13 protein-coding genes, 1 tRNA gene and 1 pseudogene are annotated in these 15,520 nt (G+C 61.4%); 7 read left to right on the forward strand and 8 right to left on the reverse strand.

Annotation, left to right across the window (positions count from 1 at the left end; translation table 11 throughout):
- From yacG to PSm6_RS15750, 6 genes are all read right to left on the reverse strand, one after another.
- The gene (gene yacG / locus PSm6_RS15725; protein ID WP_265167706.1) at nt 1-201 is read right to left on the reverse strand and encodes a DNA gyrase inhibitor YacG; all 201 of its coding nucleotides are present in this window, start codon (nt 199-201) and stop codon (nt 1-3) included.
- Nucleotides 198-809, reverse strand: a complete 612-nt coding sequence (coaE, locus tag PSm6_RS15730; protein ID WP_265167707.1) for a dephospho-CoA kinase — start codon at nt 807-809, stop codon at nt 198-200. The genes yacG and coaE overlap by 4 nt, the downstream gene beginning before the upstream one ends.
- On the reverse strand, nt 809-1,678 hold the full coding sequence (locus PSm6_RS15735) for a prepilin peptidase (RefSeq protein ID WP_265167708.1): 870 nt from the start codon (nt 1,676-1,678) through the stop codon (nt 809-811). The genes coaE and PSm6_RS15735 overlap by 1 nt, the downstream gene beginning before the upstream one ends.
- Nucleotides 1,679-2,899, reverse strand: a complete 1,221-nt coding sequence (locus PSm6_RS15740; RefSeq protein ID WP_265167709.1) for a type II secretion system F family protein — start codon at nt 2,897-2,899, stop codon at nt 1,679-1,681.
- A 3-nt stretch (nt 2,900-2,902) separates the two neighbouring features.
- Nucleotides 2,903-4,606 carry a type IV-A pilus assembly ATPase PilB gene (gene pilB / locus PSm6_RS15745; protein ID WP_265167710.1) on the reverse strand — a complete coding sequence of 568 codons (1,704 nt, stop codon included), beginning with the start codon at nt 4,604-4,606 and terminating at the stop codon, nt 2,903-2,905.
- A 125-nt stretch (nt 4,607-4,731) separates the two neighbouring features.
- Nucleotides 4,732-5,157, reverse strand: coding sequence for a pilin (locus PSm6_RS15750; protein ID WP_265167711.1), 426 nt, complete (start codon nt 5,155-5,157; stop codon nt 4,732-4,734).
- Between the two features lie 155 nt (nt 5,158-5,312).
- Between PSm6_RS15750 and PSm6_RS15755 the strand changes: the two genes are divergently transcribed.
- Nucleotides 5,313-7,040, forward strand: a complete 1,728-nt coding sequence (locus PSm6_RS15755; RefSeq protein WP_265167712.1) for a Wzy polymerase domain-containing protein — start codon at nt 5,313-5,315, stop codon at nt 7,038-7,040.
- Between the two features lie 39 nt (nt 7,041-7,079).
- Nucleotides 7,080-7,155 (forward strand) — tRNA-Thr (locus tag PSm6_RS15760).
- 61 nt (nt 7,156-7,216) lie between these two features.
- Here the strand turns inward: PSm6_RS15760 and nadC are convergent.
- A complete protein-coding gene (gene nadC, locus PSm6_RS15765) occupies nt 7,217-8,065 on the reverse strand; it encodes a carboxylating nicotinate-nucleotide diphosphorylase (RefSeq protein ID WP_265167713.1) in 849 nt (282 codons plus the stop codon).
- A 321-nt stretch (nt 8,066-8,386) separates the two neighbouring features.
- Here nadC and PSm6_RS15770 point away from each other — a divergent pair, with 321 nt between their 5' ends.
- The 5 genes and pseudogenes from PSm6_RS15770 (at nt 8,387) to PSm6_RS30515 (ending at nt 14,542) form a co-directional block, all read left to right on the forward strand.
- Entirely contained in the window at nt 8,387-10,726 is a 2,340-nt protein-coding gene (locus PSm6_RS15770) for a DUF1631 domain-containing protein (protein ID WP_265167714.1), read from the forward strand.
- A gap of 105 nt (nt 10,727-10,831) precedes the next feature.
- Nucleotides 10,832-11,395 (forward strand): 1,6-anhydro-N-acetylmuramyl-L-alanine amidase AmpD, encoded by a 564-nt coding sequence (ampD, locus tag PSm6_RS15775; protein ID WP_021221842.1) that lies wholly within the window; start codon nt 10,832-10,834, stop codon nt 11,393-11,395.
- Nucleotides 11,392-12,228, forward strand: coding sequence for a regulatory signaling modulator protein AmpE (ampE, locus tag PSm6_RS15780; RefSeq protein WP_021221843.1), 837 nt, complete (start codon nt 11,392-11,394; stop codon nt 12,226-12,228). The genes ampD and ampE overlap by 4 nt, the downstream gene beginning before the upstream one ends.
- Before the next feature lie 1,165 nt (nt 12,229-13,393).
- Nucleotides 13,394-13,684 (forward strand): annotated as a pseudogene (locus tag PSm6_RS30510) (HAMP domain-containing protein); the annotation flags it as partial.
- A gap of 153 nt (nt 13,685-13,837) precedes the next feature.
- On the forward strand, nt 13,838-14,542 hold the full coding sequence (locus tag PSm6_RS30515; RefSeq protein ID WP_371877131.1) for a methyl-accepting chemotaxis protein: 705 nt from the start codon (nt 13,838-13,840) through the stop codon (nt 14,540-14,542).
- Between the two features lie 115 nt (nt 14,543-14,657).
- Here the strand turns inward: PSm6_RS30515 and PSm6_RS15790 are convergent, their stop codons facing one another.
- Nucleotides 14,658-15,446, reverse strand: coding sequence for a TatD family hydrolase (locus PSm6_RS15790; RefSeq protein WP_265167716.1), 789 nt, complete (start codon nt 15,444-15,446; stop codon nt 14,658-14,660).
- Nucleotides 15,447-15,520: the final 74 nt, after the last annotated feature.

Raw genomic sequence — 15,520 nt, forward strand, 5'->3', positions numbered from 1 at the left:
TCAGTGGCCCCGTTCAGGCAGGTCGCTGGTGAAGAGTTCGTCTTCCTGGACGTCGCCGGGGATCGCATGTTCCTCGGAGGCCCAGGCCCCCAGGTCGATCAGCTTGCAGCGCTCGCTGCAGAAGGGCCGGCTGGGGCTTTGCGGGCCCCATTCGACGGGGGCGCCACAGGTGGGGCATTCGACGGTCATGGGCTGGCTCATGCTTGGCCTCCGCGCAGGGTCAGGTAGAAAGCGTGCAGACGCTCGACTTCGCGCTGCAGCCATTCGAGGTCACGGTCATTGACCAGCACGTCATCCGCCGCTTCCAGGCGCTTTTCACGGCTGGCCTGGGCCTTGAGGATGGCGCCGACCTGCTCTTCGGACACCTTGTCCCGGGCCATGGTGCGCTGGATCTGCACCGCTTCCGGTGCGTCGACCACCAGTACGCGCTGGGTCATGCGGTGCTGACCGGACTCGATCAGCAGCGGCGAGACGAGGATGGCGTAGGGCGACTGGGCGCTGGCCAGGTCGCGGACGATTTCCTCGCCTATCAGCGGGTGCAGCAGGTTTTCCAGCCAGCGGCGCTCTTCCGGGTGCTCGAAGATGCGTTGGCGCAAGGTGGCACGATCGAGTTGGCCGTCGGCCTGCAATACATCGCGGCCGAAGTGCTCGGTGATCTGCGCGAGGGCAGGGCGGCCGGGCTCGACCACCCAGCGCGCCGCGTGATCGGCGTCCACCAGGTGCACGCCGAGGTTGCCGAAGTGGGTGGCGGCAGCGCTCTTGCCGCTGCCGATGCCGCCCGTAAGGCCAAGGATCCAGGGTTTGTTCATCAGAAACCGGCGAAGTGGAGATAGGTCCCGGTTATTTGATCACCCCAGAGCAATGCAATCCAGCCGGCAATCGCCAGGTAGGGGCCGAAGGGGATGGGCGTGCCGCTGTCGGCATCACGCAGCTTGAGGATGATGATCCCCAGCACCGCGCCCACCAGGGACGACAGCAGGATGGTCAGCGGCAACACCTGCCAGCCACCCCAGGCACCGAGCATCGCCAGCAGCTTGAAGTCGCCGTAGCCCATGCCTTCCTTGCCGGTCACCAGCTTGAACACCCAATACACCGACCAGAGGCTGAGATAGCCGCCCACCGCGCCCCAGAGCGCATCGCTGGGCGTGGCGAACATGCCCTGGTTGTTGAGGATCAGGCCAAGCCACAGCAGCGGCAGTACCAGGGAATCCGGCAGCAACTGGTGGTCGACGTCGATCATGCTCATCGCCAGCAGGCCCCAGGTCAGCACCAGGAACGCCCCGGCCTGCCAGGTGAAGCCGAAATGCCAGGCGACATAAGCCGACAACAGGCCGCACGCCAGTTCCACCAGCGGGTAGCGCTTCTTGATCGGTGCCTTGCACGACGAGCACTTGCCACCCAAGGCCAGCCAGCTGACCACGGGGATGTTCTCCCAGGCCTGGATCTCGTGGCTGCAATGGGGGCAGCGCGAGTTCGGCAGGATCAGGTTGAAGGTATCGACCTTGGGCTCCGCCGGAAGCTCCAACGCCTCCCGAGCCTGCGCCTTCCAGTCACGGAACATCATCACCGGCAAGCGGTAGATGACGACGTTGAGGAAGCTGCCGACGAGAAGGCCTAGTAGGAAGATGCAGAAAACAAAGGCCGGCAAATTGCCGGCCAGGAAGTCGATGACGGTCACTTATCCCACTACCGAACCGAGCTGGAAGATAGGCAGGTACATCGCGATGATCAGGCCGCCGACCAGAACACCGAGGACCGCCATGATCAGAGGCTCCATCAGCGTGGTCAGGTTATCGACGGCGTTATCGACTTCTTCTTCATAGAACGAGGCGACCTTGTCGAGCATGGTATCGAGCGCGCCGGACTCTTCGCCAATGGCTGTCATTTGAATGGCCATTGAGGGGAACACACCAGTACTGCGCATGGAGAAGTTCAACTGCATGCCGGTGGATACGTCCTGTTTGATCCTGCCGACTGCGTTCTTGAACACGACGTTGCCGGTGGCGCCGGAAACGGAGTCCAATGCATCCACCAGCGGAACACCAGCTGCGAATGTAGTTGACAGTGTACGGGCATAACGAGCTACAGACGACTTGTAAACAATATCACCGACGATGGGCATTTTTAGTACACCTCTATCTACAGTGTCTCGGAATTTCTGTGAGCGCTTGTAGAATTGGCCGATACCAAAAATGATTCCGAATGCGGCGATTAGTATGAGGAACCCCCAAGTTTGAAGCGCTTCGGAAAGGTTCACGACCATTTGGGTAAATGCAGGCAGCTCTGCGCCAAAACCTTTGAAAACGTCCCGGAACTGCGGCACGACCTTGATCAGCAAGATGGCTGACACGATGACCGCAACGAGTAAAACTGCGATCGGGTAGGTCATGGCCTTCTTGATCTTGGCTTTTAGCTGTTCGGTCTTCTCTTTATAGGTCGCGACTCGGTCCAAAAGCGTTTCCAACGCACCGGACTGCTCACCGGAATCGACCAGATTGCAGTACAGGTCATCGAAATACATGGGTTTCTTGCGCAGAGAGTTGGCGAAACTGTTGCCTGCTGCCACTTCCTGTTTCACTTCATCCACCAGCTTGCGCATGTTGGGGTTTTCGAAACCTTCACCGATGATGTCGAAGCTTTGCAATAGCGGAACGCCGGCCTTCATCATCGTAGCCATCTGCCGGGTGAACAAGGCGATATCCAGCGGCTTGACTTTCTTGCCGGCGCTGAAAAGGGATGCCGCCTTTTTGCGTACCTTGAGCGGGTTGATACCCTGCTTGCGGAGCTGTGCCTTCACCAGCGCCGGGTTTGTGCCGCTGATTTCACCAGTGACCTTGGTACCTTTCTTGTCGGTGCCTTCCCATTTGAAGACACTCGCTTTTAGTGCTTTTTCCGCCATGGATTAGTCCTTGGTCACGCGGTTGACTTCCTCGAGGCTGGTAACGCCTTGCATGGCTTTCAGTAGCCCCGAGTTGCGCAGATCGTTGAAGCCATCTTTACGCATCTGCGCGGCGATATCGATGGAGTTGCCTTCCTCCATGATAATCCGCTGCAGGGACGGCGTGTTTTTAACCACTTCATAAATACCGACCCTGCCTTTGTAACCGCCTTTGCAATTATCACAGCCGACAGGACCGAATATCTTGAAGGTCCCGATCTTGTCTTCGGGAAAGCCTTCTTTGATGAGCGTATCGCGGGGAACCTCGACTTCCTTTTTGCAGGTGTTGCAGAGCTTTCGGGCGAGGCGCTGGGCAATGATCAGGTTGACTGAGGTTGCGATGTTGAACGCTGGAACACCCATATTGCGAAGACGGGTCAAGGTTTCCGCAGCGCTGTTGGTGTGCAAGGTGGACATCACCATGTGCCCGGTCTGGGCTGCCTTGATGGCGATTTCAGCCGTTTCAAGGTCTCGAATTTCGCCAACCATGATCACGTCCGGGTCCTGACGCAAGAAGGCACGAAGGGCCTGGGCGAAGTCCATGCCTTGACGTGGGTTGACGTTGACCTGGTTGATGCCTTCCAGGTTGATTTCCACAGGATCTTCGGCTGTGGAGATGTTGATATCGACGGTATTAAGAATATTGAGGCCGGTGTAGAGCGAAACTGTCTTGCCCGAACCCGTAGGGCCAGTCACCAGAATCATGCCCTGGGGCTGTTTCAAGGCGTTCAGATAGAGCTCTTTTTGCACTTCCTCATAACCAAGGGCATCGATACCCATCTGGGCGCTGGATGGGTCAAGGATCCGCATCACGATCTTTTCGCCCCAGAGTGTGGGCAGCGTGTTGACGCGAAAGTCGATGGCCTTGGTCTTGGATATCTTCATCTTGATCCGGCCGTCCTGAGGCTTGCGACGTTCGGAAATATCCAGGGCTGCCATGACCTTCAAGCGTGCGGAAATGCGGCTGGCCAGTTGGATCGGTGGGCGCGCTACTTCGTGGAGGATACCATCGGTACGTAGCCTGACCCGGTACGAACGCTCGTAGGGCTCGAAGTGCAAGTCGGAAGAGCCGCCCTTGATGGCGTCCAGCAGCATTTTATTGACGAAGCGTACGACCGGGGCGTCATCGGCGCTCTCGCCTGTACCGCTGTCTTGCTTGTCGTCATCGACCGCTTCTATATCAACGCCGTCCAGATCGACGTCACCGAGGTCCTCCATGCCGGAGCTGGCGTTATCGAAGAATTTCTCGATGGCATCGCCCAGTTTGTCATCCTCAACCAGAATTGCCTCTGTAGTAAGGCCGGTACTGAACTGGATGTCGGTGACTGCTTGGTGGTTGGTGGGATCGGAAACCCCGACGAACAGCTTGTTGCCTCTACGCCACAGCGGTATCACGCGATGCTGGCGGATCAGCTTCTCGCTGATCAGCTCTTTTGGCTGACCTTCCTTATCGATCGCGCCCAAATCGAAGAAAGCGACCCCAAATTGCTCGGCGGACAGCTCCGCAAGCGCCCTGCTTTTTACCAGCTTGTTCTGTACTAGGTACGTAACCAGAGAAAGCTTGTTGCGCTGGGCTTGCAGTTGCGCCTGCTGAGCACTTTTTTCGTCCATCAGCTCTGCGAGGACCATCTGCTTGGCCAAGCCGGAAAGATTTATGCTGTCATTCATGTGGGCGCTAGCTATCTGTGGCGATTTTAGGGGTTATAGCCGAAATTCTAAAACGAAGTGAAGCTGAAGAGGGTACACAAAGGAAGAAGGCGCCATAAGGCGCCTTCCAACTGGAGCTCAAGCTATCACTGGCAGTTGCGAGGCTTGAAGTCGGGGTCCAGGGTAGTGGTGCAGGTCCAGGTGCCGCTGGTGTTGCGGGCCAGGGTGATGTTCTTGGTGCTGGTTTTGGGGCCGGAGGAAGTGCCGGCTGCGCCGAAGGTGAAGACCAGGTTGCCTGCGCCGTTGACGAAGTTGGTAGTGGTAATCTCGCCCAGCGGGCTAGCGGTTGCAGCGCTGCCGAGGGTGGTGACGGAGATCGAGCCTTCGTTGCGACCTTGGGCGTAGTAGTCTTCCACGGCAGTTTTCAACGGAGCGATGGCTGCCAGGCCGGTGGCTGCTTCGGAGCGGCCGATGTAGTTCTGGTACGCGGGGATGGCGATTGCGGCCAGGATGCCGATGATCGCGACGACGATCATCAGTTCGATCAGGGTGAAGCCTTTCTGTGCTTTCATTCGTGGATCTCCAAATGTGGTGTTTACGGCTGCACTCGCAGCTGACATTCTTCTAAGCAATTCCCTTGCCAGATTGCCAGGCCTCCACTTTTTGCAGGTGCTGGCATGCTGGTTCAACTGCTGCACTGACAAAAAATGTCAATGAGTCCCTAAGAATGCACCTGAACTCAAGCGCTCGCCCAATCTTTGCGTTAGCTGTGATCGTCGTAGGCCTGTCTTTCTGTATACCTCTGCACCTCTACCCCTTCCCAAATTATATTGAGGAGCTATTGGTCACCTTGGGGGTGTTCGCCTGCTCGGCATGGCTGATGTGGCAAAGAGTGGGTCTGAAGTTTTCCGTATGGTCTGGCCTTTGGCTTCTTTTGGGTGGGCTTTTTATTGCTTCAGCCCTGACACACAGTGCCTCATTCGTTGCTTTCAAGTTGTTCTATATCTTCTTTTGGTTCGTTGGGGCCTTGGCGCTACTGATCAGTGAGCAGGTGGACTGGGAAGATCATGGTGTTTCCGACGTCTTGGCAACGATGTTGCTTTATTCGGCGCTGGTGTGTGCGGTGGTTGGGCTGCTGCGTCACTTTGACCTACTTTGGCAGGATGTTGCGGTTTTCATTCCCATGTACCGGTCAGAGCGAATGATGGGGCTTATTGGGCATAGCAATTACTTTGCTTTCGTATGTCTTATTGGTGTCTTGTCGGCTGCTTGGTTGTTTCAGCGTGGCAAGTTAGGGGCGTTGGGAGTTATATCTTCCGTCACGATTTTTGTAGTTTGTATTGTCTTGACATGGACTCGCTCGGTAGTTGTTGCCTGGTTTGTACTGGCTCTGCTTTTGTCGTTACAGTTCAAACGGCTCAATGCCGGCCGGTTCATGCTTGTGGTTTTAGTGGGATTGGCTGCATTAGTTCTATTGCAGCCTTTTGGTGGCTTGCTGAGTCAGTTTTTGGGTGGGGGGGCGGCCAATGTTGTCGTTGATGAGAGGCTGGCAGCATTTGGTGGCAAGGGGGGGGACAGTTCTGGGCGCCTCAGGGAGTGGGCCATCGCCTGGCAGGTGTTCTGCGATAATCCCTTTTGGGGAGTGGGCATTGGTAATTATGGAGAGGCAGCTTTTGCGAAACATATCGAGTTAGGTGTCCCGTCTCCGGCCGGTTTTTTTATACATTCCCATAATATATTGCTGCAATTTCTTGCGGAGTTGGGTGTGTTTGGCGGGCTTTGGCTCTTGCTTTTCTTTATTTTGGGCGCGAAAGGTTGGTGGCATGCTGCTGCGGATGTACGGCGGGTGCTTCCAGCTTCAATATTATTGATTTTCAGTGTATATAGTCTCTTTGAGTTTCCCTACTGGATCATGCATTTCTTCGTCCTTAATTTGCTTGTGCTGAGTGCTTTGGGGGGAGGGCAGCTGCAAGTAAGCTTGAGGTTGGGGAAGGTCTTCTCCGCTATTCTGGCATTCATTTTTTGTGCGGTAACTATCGTGTATGTGCCGCTTATTGAGCGATTCTACTGGTCGTTGAAGCAGTATCTTGTTCGGGCGCCTACTGACATAAGTCAGTATGTCTTTGTCGATTCGCTCATCAGGGATCCTTTGATGGAGCCTTATGGGTATCTGATTTATGTCGCCAATTTTGAGGTTTCGCCCAAAACGGCTCAGCGGGATTTGGAAATGCTTGAGAAGTTCCGGCGCCACCTCCCATATGACCCCGTTCTAGCGCGTCTTGCGATTTTGCAATTTGCAACGGGGGACTCTGCAGGTAGCTTCAAGACGCTTGAGGAGATGCGAATTTATTATGGTGATGAGTCAGTGGAGAATGTTTCGTCACAGCTTGAAGAGGCTGAGCGAGCGTTCCCTGATGTTGATTTCTCGGCTCTATCCAAGGCAGTGGAGCAGTGATTGCCTTCCGAGAGGGGGGGTGCTAATTTCCGCCCCGCCGCCGGTGTAGCTCAGTAGGTAGAGCAGCGCACTCGTAACGCGAAGGTCGCAGGTTCGATTCCTGTCTCCGGCACCAGCTCAGACGAAAAGCCCCGCTTCTGCGGGGCTTTTTGTTGGGCGCTATATAAGGGAAAGGGTCAGATGCTCAGGCGCATCGACAGGTCCACCGCCCTGACATCCTTGGTCAGGGTGCCGATGGAGATGTAGTCGACGCCGGTCTCGGCGATGGTGCGCAGGGTGGTGTCGTTGATGCCGCCGGAGGCTTCGAGCTTGGCGCGGCCGGCGGTGAGGGTGACGGCAGTGCGCATGTCGTCGAGGCTGAGTTCGTCGAGCATGATGATGTCGGCGCCGGCGGCCAGGGCCTGGTTCAGTTCGTCGAGGCTTTCCACTTCGATCTCCACCGGCTTGCCGGGGGCGATGCGGTGGGCGGCGGCGATGGCTTCGGCGATGCCGCCACAGGCCGCGATGTGGTTTTCCTTGATGAGGAAGGCGTCGTACAGACCGATGCGGTGGTTGTGGCCGCCGCCGCAGGTGACGGCGTATTTCTGTGCCAGGCGCAGGCCGGGCAGGGTCTTGCGGGTGTCGAGCAGTTTCACCTGGGTGCCTTGTACCAGCTCCACGTAGTGGGCCACGCGGGTGGCGACGCCGGAGAGGCACTGGAGGAAGTTCAGCGCGCTGCGCTCGCCGCTGAGCAGGGCGCGGGCGGGGCCTTCGAGGTGGAACAGCGGCTGGTTCGGCTGCACCTTGTCGCCATCGGCCACCTGCCAGTGCACGGCCACCCGTGGATCGAGCTGACGGAACACCGCGTCGACCCACGCTGTCCCAGCAATCACGGCGGCCTCGCGGGTGATGATGGTGGCGTGCGCGAGGCGCTCTTCGGGGATGAGTTGGGCGGTGATGTCGCCGCTGCCGATGTCTTCGGTCAGTGCCCGGCGGACGTTGGCTTCGATCTCCGCGCTCAGGTCGGCGAGTTTCAAATTGGGCATGGGAGGCTCCGCTGCAGAATGGCGCGATTATAGAGGCAGGCGACCGCTGGTACAGCGCTGGTGGCAACTGTCTTGGGCTTTCTGCTAGATATTCAGGGGATGGGACGGTCTGTCAGAGGTCGTCCCACAAAGGGTTGGGACATCTGTGACGTATTTCATGTCTGGAGGAAATCTCCCCTTGGTTGCGACGAGAGTATCCCTATAATGATTCTGACTTTTTCTATTTGACGCCAGAAGCTTGACGTTAGGGATAACTCCCCGTTTATAGCTGTGCAGCCAGCGAAGCCCACTAGATCGGACGCTGGTTGCGGGAGATTCACTATGCAGACCGACGCGAACGTGGTGCCCCTGAACAAGGGCGCCTCCGAGCAATCGCCAACTTCGCCGGTAGGAAGGCTGCCCGTGGCACTTATTCAGGTGCGCGACAAGGCTGCACAACAGCTGAAGCAAGCGCTGCAGGCGCTGTTCGATAACGCGGACGACACCCTCTTCCAGATGGCCGACCGTGCGACCAGCAACGCCGAGCAGAACGCCTTCTTCGAGGCGATGCGCGACTTGCGCCTCAAGCGCAAGAGCATCGAGCGCGGCTTCCTGCAGAAAGTGTTCGAGACCTTCGCCAACCTCAACCAGTACGAGATCGGCAAGGCGCCGGTGCTGGATGCGGTGTCCTTCGAAAGCCTGAGCCTGGTGCAGAACGACGAGCTGGAAGAGTCCGTCGCCCTCGACGCCATGGTCGCCAAGGTGATGAGCCGTGACGGCGTCGCCCTCGGCCACCTGACCACCCGCCTCAACACCCTGGTCACCAAGAAGATCGAGGACAAGAGCAATCCGCTCGGCCCGCGCGCCCTGTGCGAAGCCTTCCTCGACGCCTGCCGTAGTTTGGGCGTAGAGATCAAGGTCAAGCTGATCATCTTCAAGCTGTTCGAGAAATACGTCCTCAGCGACCTCGACCAGCTCTATGCCGAATCCAACCTGGCGCTGATCACCGCCGGTGTGCTTCCCGAACTCAAGTCCGCGCCACCGGTCCGTCGTCCCCAGGGGCGTACCCCAGGTGCCGCCCGCTCTGCACAGGCTGCCGCAGGCGGTGAGGCGATGGGCGAAGGCGCCTACGCCGATGAGGGCGTGCAGGAAGTCTTCGGTGCACTGCAGGAATTGCTCTCCCAGGTCCGAGGCTCCGGCGGCGGTGTGGGAATGGGCATGGGCGGCCAGCGCCGCGAGATGCCCGCCGATGCGGTGCCCATCACCAGCAACGACCTGATGCGCCTGCTCTCGCACCTGCAGCAGCACCTGCCCGTGCAGAACGCCGGCGATGTCGACCTGCGCTTCCAGCTCGACAACCTGCTCACCCGCGCCAGCGCCAAGAGCGGCAAGTCCCGTGTCGTGGGCCAGGTAGATGACGACGTCATCAACCTGGTGTCGATGCTCTTCGAGTTCATCCTCGACGACCGCTCCCTGCCGGATTCGCTCAAGGCCCTGATCGGCCGCCTGCAGATCCCGATGCTCAAGGTCGCGGTGCTGGACAAGACCTTCTTCAGCCGCGGCAGCCACCCGGCGCGTCGCCTGCTCAACGAAATCGCCTCGGCGGCCATGGGCTGGAACGAGCAGGACGATGTCCAGCGCGATGCCCTCTACCAGCGCATCGAGCAGGTCGTGCTGCGCCTGCTGAACGATTTCGTCGACGACCCGACCATCTTCTCCGACCTGCTGTCCGACTTCCTTGCCTACACCGGTGACGAGCGCCGTCGCAGCGACCTGCTGGAACAGCGCACCCGCGACGCCGAGGAAGGCCGTGCCAAGGCCGAACTGGCCCGCCAGCAGGTCGAGCAGGCCCTGAACGAGCGCCTGCTGGGCCGCACCCTGCCCGAAGTGGTGGTGCGCCTGCTGCAGGAAGCCTGGAGCAAGGTCATGCTGCTGACCTGCCTCAAGCACGGTGTCGACTCCGAGGAATGGCAGGCCACCCTGTCGACCATGGACGACCTGATCTGGAGCGTGGAGTCCCACGAGGCGCCCGAGGCGCGTATGCGTCTGCTGGAGCTGGTACCGGGGCTGCTCAAGGCCCTGCGCGAGGGGCTCACCAGCGCCGCCTTCGATCCCTTCTCTACCAGTGAATTCTTCAGCCAGCTGGAAACCCTGCATGTGCAGGCCTTCCAGCGCTTCAAGCGCGTCGAGCCGGAGCCGGTCAGCGTGCCGGCGGCTACCGAAGGCGAGGGCGAGAGCCTGACCGCGGAAGTCGTAATGCCTCTGCTCGACCTGCCCGCCGACCTGGAAGTGGGCATGCCCGCCGAAGCGCCGACGATGGTCGAAGTGGTCGAGGAAATCGTCCTGCTCGCCCCCGGCGAGACCCGTGCGCCCGAGCCTGATGCCGCCCTGCCGGATGACGACGAGGCGCTGGGCCACGTCGACAACCTGCGCGTCGGCAGCTGGGTCGAGTTCCAGGAAGACGAAGAGCACAAGGTGCGTTGCAAGCTGGCGGCGATCATCAAGCCCACCGGCAAGTACATTTTCGTCAACCGCACCGGCATGAAGGTGCTGGAGAAGACCCGCATGGGCCTGGCCGTGGAGTTCCGCCGCCAAGCCATCCGCCTGCTGGACGACGCCTTGCTGTTCGACCGCGCGCTGGAATCGGTCATCGGCAACCTGCGCCGCCTCAAGGGCGCCTGAGTCATCGCTCCCTCCACGACGCCCGGCTTGCCGGGCGTCGTCGTTTCCGGGCCTTGGCCCTGGGCGCGGCCTGCTCTAGAGTGTCCGCCAACCAAGGAGCCCTTCATGCAGCCGGACCCCGCGACAGGTTGGTGCCAAGGCGCCCACCACTGCCCCTCGCCGAATTTCAACGCCCGCCCGGAGGGGGAAATCTCCCTGCTGGTGATCCACAACATCAGCCTGCCGCCCGGGCAATTCGGCACCGGCAAGGTCCAGCAGTTCTTCCAGAACCGCCTGGATGCCGAGGAGCATCCCTACTTCGCCGATATCGCCGCCATGCAGGTCTCGGCGCATTTCCTCATCGAGCGCGACGGTGCTGTCACCCAGTTCGTCTCCTGCCTGGAGCGCGCCTGGCACGCCGGCAAGTCCTTCTTCGACGGCCGTGAGAACTGCAATGACTTCTCCCTCGGCATCGAACTGGAAGGCACCGATGACCAGGCCTATTCCGATGCCCAGTACGCCGTGCTCGGCCAGCTCGCTCGCGGCCTGCTGCGCGCCTACCCCGGCATCACCCCGGCGCGCATCCAGGGACACAGCGACATCGCTCCCGGGCGCAAGACCGATCCCGGCCCTGCATTCGATTGGGCGCGATTCCGCGCCAGCCTGCTCGACAAGGAGGTACACCCATGAGTTTCCTGGTTCTCCTGCTGGTGCTGTGGGTGGAGAAGTTCTCCAGCCTGCGCCAGCGCATCCAGCAGGACGGGCCCTGGCTCCGCCAACTGGCCCGTCTCTCCGCCAACCCGCGCCTGGCCGGCCGCCCCTGGGCGGTGCTCGGCCTGCTGGTGGTGCTGCCGCTGGTGCTCCTGGCCCTGGTGCTGATGGCGCTGCAACCCCTGGCCTATGGCTGGCTGGCCCTGCCGTTGCACCTGTTGGTGGTGATCTACGCCCTGGGGCGTGGCGATGTGCAGGCGGACCTCGGTTCCTTCCGCGATGCCTGGCGCCGGGGCGACATACAGGGCGCCTACCACGTCGCCGAGCGTGACCTCGGCCTGGAAGTGGAGGAGGGCAACGACCTGCTGCTGCGGGTCCAGGGTCACCTCGTGTGGCAGGCCTATCAAAGCTTCTTCGCGGTGATCTTCTGGTACTTCCTGCTCGGCCCGGTCGCGGCCCTGGCCTATCGCCTCCTGGCGCTGGCCGCCGACCACGCCGAAGAGCCGGCCCTGCGTGAGCGGGCCGCGCAGATGCGCCACGCCTTCGACTGGCTGCCGGTGCGGGTACTGGCGGCGAGCTTCTCGCTGGTGGGTAATTTCGTCGCGGTCAGCCGTGTGCTGCTGCACGAGCTGTTGAACTGGGACATCGCCGCCGAGCGTTTCGTGGTCATCGCCGGGCGTGCTGCCGGTGAGTTGCCGGACGACACGGCCGGCGAAGCAGGTGTGGCCAGCCTGGACGCGCTCTGGCATCTGCTGGTGCGCGCCGCCGTGCTCTGGTATGCGGGCTTCGCGGTCTGGACCCTGCTGTTCTGACGGATGGCCGGCGGTGCAATGCCGCCGGCCCGCCGCTACCTTTTCCGCTCCTGCTAACGGGGCTTTCTTAACCTTAAGTTACAGAAACTTCCGCCGATATCAGGTACACAGTTCTTGAACCTCGCCGGCTTTTTCGTGAAATGCGTCACGATTATTGTCCGGCATTGGTAGTCCTTATCTGTCAGCCACAGGTCGGACGATCTGGGACGGCCGCACTGCCAGATGCGATCCTTGGCCGCCCCGAGGCGACCCATAAGAATAATTAGGAAACAGGAGACGTCTTGTGAAGACCGTGTTGTATCCGGCCATCGCGCTGATGAATCGCCTCAGCTTTGGCATGAAATTCAGTCTGATCAGCGTGTTGTTCTTCCTGCCCATGCTGGTCACCAACTTCTACCTGGTGCGCGAGTCCTACGACCAGTTCGTCAGTACCCGCTCCGAGCTGGAAAGCCTCGACCTGCTGGGTACCAGCCAGGGCATCCGCCGCAACCTGGAAAACCTCAACGACCTGGTGCTGATCAACTCGCTGATCGGCCAGTCCGGCCAGGCCGGTGACCTCGACACACGCATCGGCAAGCTGGAAAAGGACCTCACGGGCGCGCTGGAGAACCTCGCCCCCGTCACCTCCGAGCCGGAGCAGGTCGCCGAGTTCAACAACAAGCGCGAAGAGATGCTCAAGGGCCTGCAGGCCGCCGAGACGGAAACCTCCCTGCAGAGCAAGAGCGCCATGATCGAGAAGCAGCTGGGCAATGCCCAGGTGTTCATCAAGCTGGTGGCCAGCCAGGCCGGCCTCAGCCAGGACAGCCAGCGCGACGTGCGCCAGGTGGCCGAGCTGGTCACCGGCGTTACGCCGACCGTCACCGCCGCCATCAGCAAGGGCCGCGCCATCGGCGCCTATTCCCTGGGCCAGGGGTTCCTCAACTCCGCCGCCAGCACCAAGCTGGACGACCTGCTGCTGGAGCTGGAGAAGATCGGTTCCGAGTACGGCCTCAAGGTCCAGGACGCGCTCAACGGCAACCCCCGCGCCCAGGCCGCGCTGGGCGACCTGGCCGCCGCCAGCCGTGAAACCCTCAAGCAGAGCGCCACGCTGTTCGAGGACCAGGTGATCATGGCCGACACCCTCGACACGCCCTGGCCGCAGTTCTACGACCAGGTCACCGTGCAGATGGACAAGACCTACCAGCTCAACGACGCCGCCCTCGGCCTGCTCAAGAGCGAACTGGAGAAGCGCCTCGGCGAGAAGCGCGCCCAGACCGTGCTGCTGGTCGTCGCGCTGCTGGTGGTGTTCCTCGCCATCGTCTACCTCTACAGCGGCTTCTACGTTTCCACCCGCACCACCCTCAAGAGCCTGGGCAGGGTGATGGACCAGGTCGCCGCCGGCGACATGACCGTCAACTTCCGCGCCCAGAGCAAGGACGAGCTCGGCGAACTGGGCCAGGTGTTCAACGGCACCGTGGCGAAGATCCACGACCTGATCGAGCTGGTCGGCCAGACCGTCACCGAGGTCGAGCGCCAGGCCGGCCGTGTGCAGAGCGTGTCCGAAGAGAGCAACCAGGCCGTCGCCGGCCAGCGCAGCCAGATCGAGCAGGTGGCGACGGCTATGAACGAGATGTCCGCCACGGCCCAGGAAGTCGCCCGCAGTGCGGCCGCCGCGGTGAACAGCGCCCAGAGCGTCAACCAGGAAACCGTCAGCGGCCGCGCCCTGGTGGAATCCCAGCTGGGCAGCATCGAGCGCCTGGCCCAGGAGATCGAGCAGTCGGTCAACGTGATCAACCAGCTCGCCTCCGACAGCGCCTCCATCAGCCGCGTGCTGGAGGTGATCAAGGGCATCGCCGAGCAGACCAACCTGCTGGCCCTCAACGCCGCCATCGAAGCTGCGCGGGCCGGTGAGCAGGGCCGTGGTTTCGCCGTGGTCGCCGACGAGGTGCGCACCCTGGCCAAGCGTACCCAGCAGTCCACCGAAGAGATCGAGCAGATGATCGTCCGTCTCCAGGGCGGCGTCGGTGCGGCGGTCAAGGCGATGAACACCAGCCACCAGATGGCCGACGGCACCGTCAACCAGTCCGGCCGCGTGCAGCAGGCGCTGGAGAACATCCTCGGTGCGGTGGGCATGATCGTCGACCAGAACCAGCAGATCGCTGCCGCTGCCGAACAGCAGACCGCCGTGGCCCACGACATCGACCAGAACATCGTCGAGATCAACAGCGCCGGCGAGCGCACCGCCGAAGGCGCCAGCCAGACCGAGCAGGCCAGCCGCCAGCTCTCCGACCAGGTGGCGCAGCTCAAGCAGCTGATCGGCGCGTTCCGCGTCTGATCCAGTGCGCCATGCAAAAGCCCGCCGATTGGCGGGCTTTTTCGTTTATTGGAGGCGCCGCCGGTGGGCTGAAGCCCATCCTACATCTGGCCTGTGGAGCTTCGTAGCCCGGGCTTCAGCCCGGGAGGGGCGGCCAGCCGAACAGCTCGCAGGCATTGCGGCTGCTGGCGGCGGCGAGCTCATCGGGGGTGATGCCCAGCAGCTCGGCGAGGTTGGCGCAGATATCCGGCAGGTACTCGGGGCTGTTGCGCTGGTGCGGGTGCATGGAGGGCGCCATGTCCGGGGAGTCGGTCTCCAGCACGATGGCCTCCAGCGGCAGTTGCGGCACCACCTTGCGCAGGCGGTTAGCCTGGGGCCAGGTAGGCGCGCCGCCGAGGCCGAGGCGGAAGCCCAGCTTCAGGTACTCGCGGGCCTCTTCGAAGCTGCCGGCGAAGGCATGGACGATGCCGGCGCGCTGCAGGCGGAAGCGCTTGAGGGTGGCGATCACCGCTGCGTGGCTCTTGCGCACATGCAGCAGCACCGGCAACTGAGCATCGGCGGCAATGGCGAGCTGGGCCTCGAACAGCGCCTGCTGGGCGTCGCGGGCGAGCGTTTCGAGGTAATAGTCCAGGCCGATCTCGCCCACTGCGCAAAGCTTGGGGTGCCCGGCATGGGCCTGCAGCGTCTCGCGTAGCTCGTCCAGATGGGTTGGTTGGTGCTCGTCCAGATAGATGGGATGCAGGCCGAAGGCGGCGTAGAGGTCGTCCTTGGTGGTGGCCAGTTCCCAGATGCGTTGCCAGTTGCCCCGGGTCACGCCCATCAGCACCTGGCGCTGCACCCCCAGCGCGCGGGCACGGGCCAGCACTTCGGCGCGGTCGGCGTCGAACTCGGGGAAATCCAGGTGGGTGTGGGTGTCGATCAGCATCGGGGCGGCGGTCGCATCAGGGGATGGGTGTCAGCCTAGCCCAGGGGCGCCGCCGGGAAGCGGCGCCTCTGTCG

Origin of the sequence: Pseudomonas solani, assembly GCF_026072635.1 — a bacterium.
GTDB lineage: Bacteria > Pseudomonadota > Gammaproteobacteria > Pseudomonadales > Pseudomonadaceae > Metapseudomonas > Metapseudomonas solani.

Excerpts from the sequence above, each read along its gene's own strand:
- ampE (WP_021221843.1), top strand. The coding sequence starts at position 11,392 with ATGAGTTTCCTGGTTCTCCTGCTGGTGCTGTGGGTGGAGAAGTTCTCC.
- pilB (WP_265167710.1), bottom strand. The coding sequence starts at position 4,606 with ATGAATGACAGCATAAATCTTTCCGGCTTGGCCAAGCAGATGGTCCTC.
- yacG (WP_265167706.1), bottom strand. The coding sequence starts at position 201 with ATGAGCCAGCCCATGACCGTCGAATGCCCCACCTGTGGCGCCCCCGTC.
- PSm6_RS15755 (WP_265167712.1), top strand. The coding sequence starts at position 5,313 with ATGCACCTGAACTCAAGCGCTCGCCCAATCTTTGCGTTAGCTGTGATC.
- PSm6_RS15770 (WP_265167714.1), top strand. The coding sequence starts at position 8,387 with ATGCAGACCGACGCGAACGTGGTGCCCCTGAACAAGGGCGCCTCCGAG.
- PSm6_RS15790 (WP_265167716.1), bottom strand. The coding sequence starts at position 15,446 with ATGCTGATCGACACCCACACCCACCTGGATTTCCCCGAGTTCGACGCC.
- PSm6_RS15750 (WP_265167711.1), bottom strand. The coding sequence starts at position 5,157 with ATGAAAGCACAGAAAGGCTTCACCCTGATCGAACTGATGATCGTCGTC.
- PSm6_RS15740 (WP_265167709.1), bottom strand. The coding sequence starts at position 2,899 with ATGGCGGAAAAAGCACTAAAAGCGAGTGTCTTCAAATGGGAAGGCACC.
- PSm6_RS30515 (WP_371877131.1), top strand. The coding sequence starts at position 13,838 with ATGTCCGCCACGGCCCAGGAAGTCGCCCGCAGTGCGGCCGCCGCGGTG.
- nadC (WP_265167713.1), bottom strand. The coding sequence starts at position 8,065 with ATGCCCAATTTGAAACTCGCCGACCTGAGCGCGGAGATCGAAGCCAAC.
- ampD (WP_021221842.1), top strand. The coding sequence starts at position 10,832 with ATGCAGCCGGACCCCGCGACAGGTTGGTGCCAAGGCGCCCACCACTGC.
- coaE (WP_265167707.1), bottom strand. The coding sequence starts at position 809 with ATGAACAAACCCTGGATCCTTGGCCTTACGGGCGGCATCGGCAGCGGC.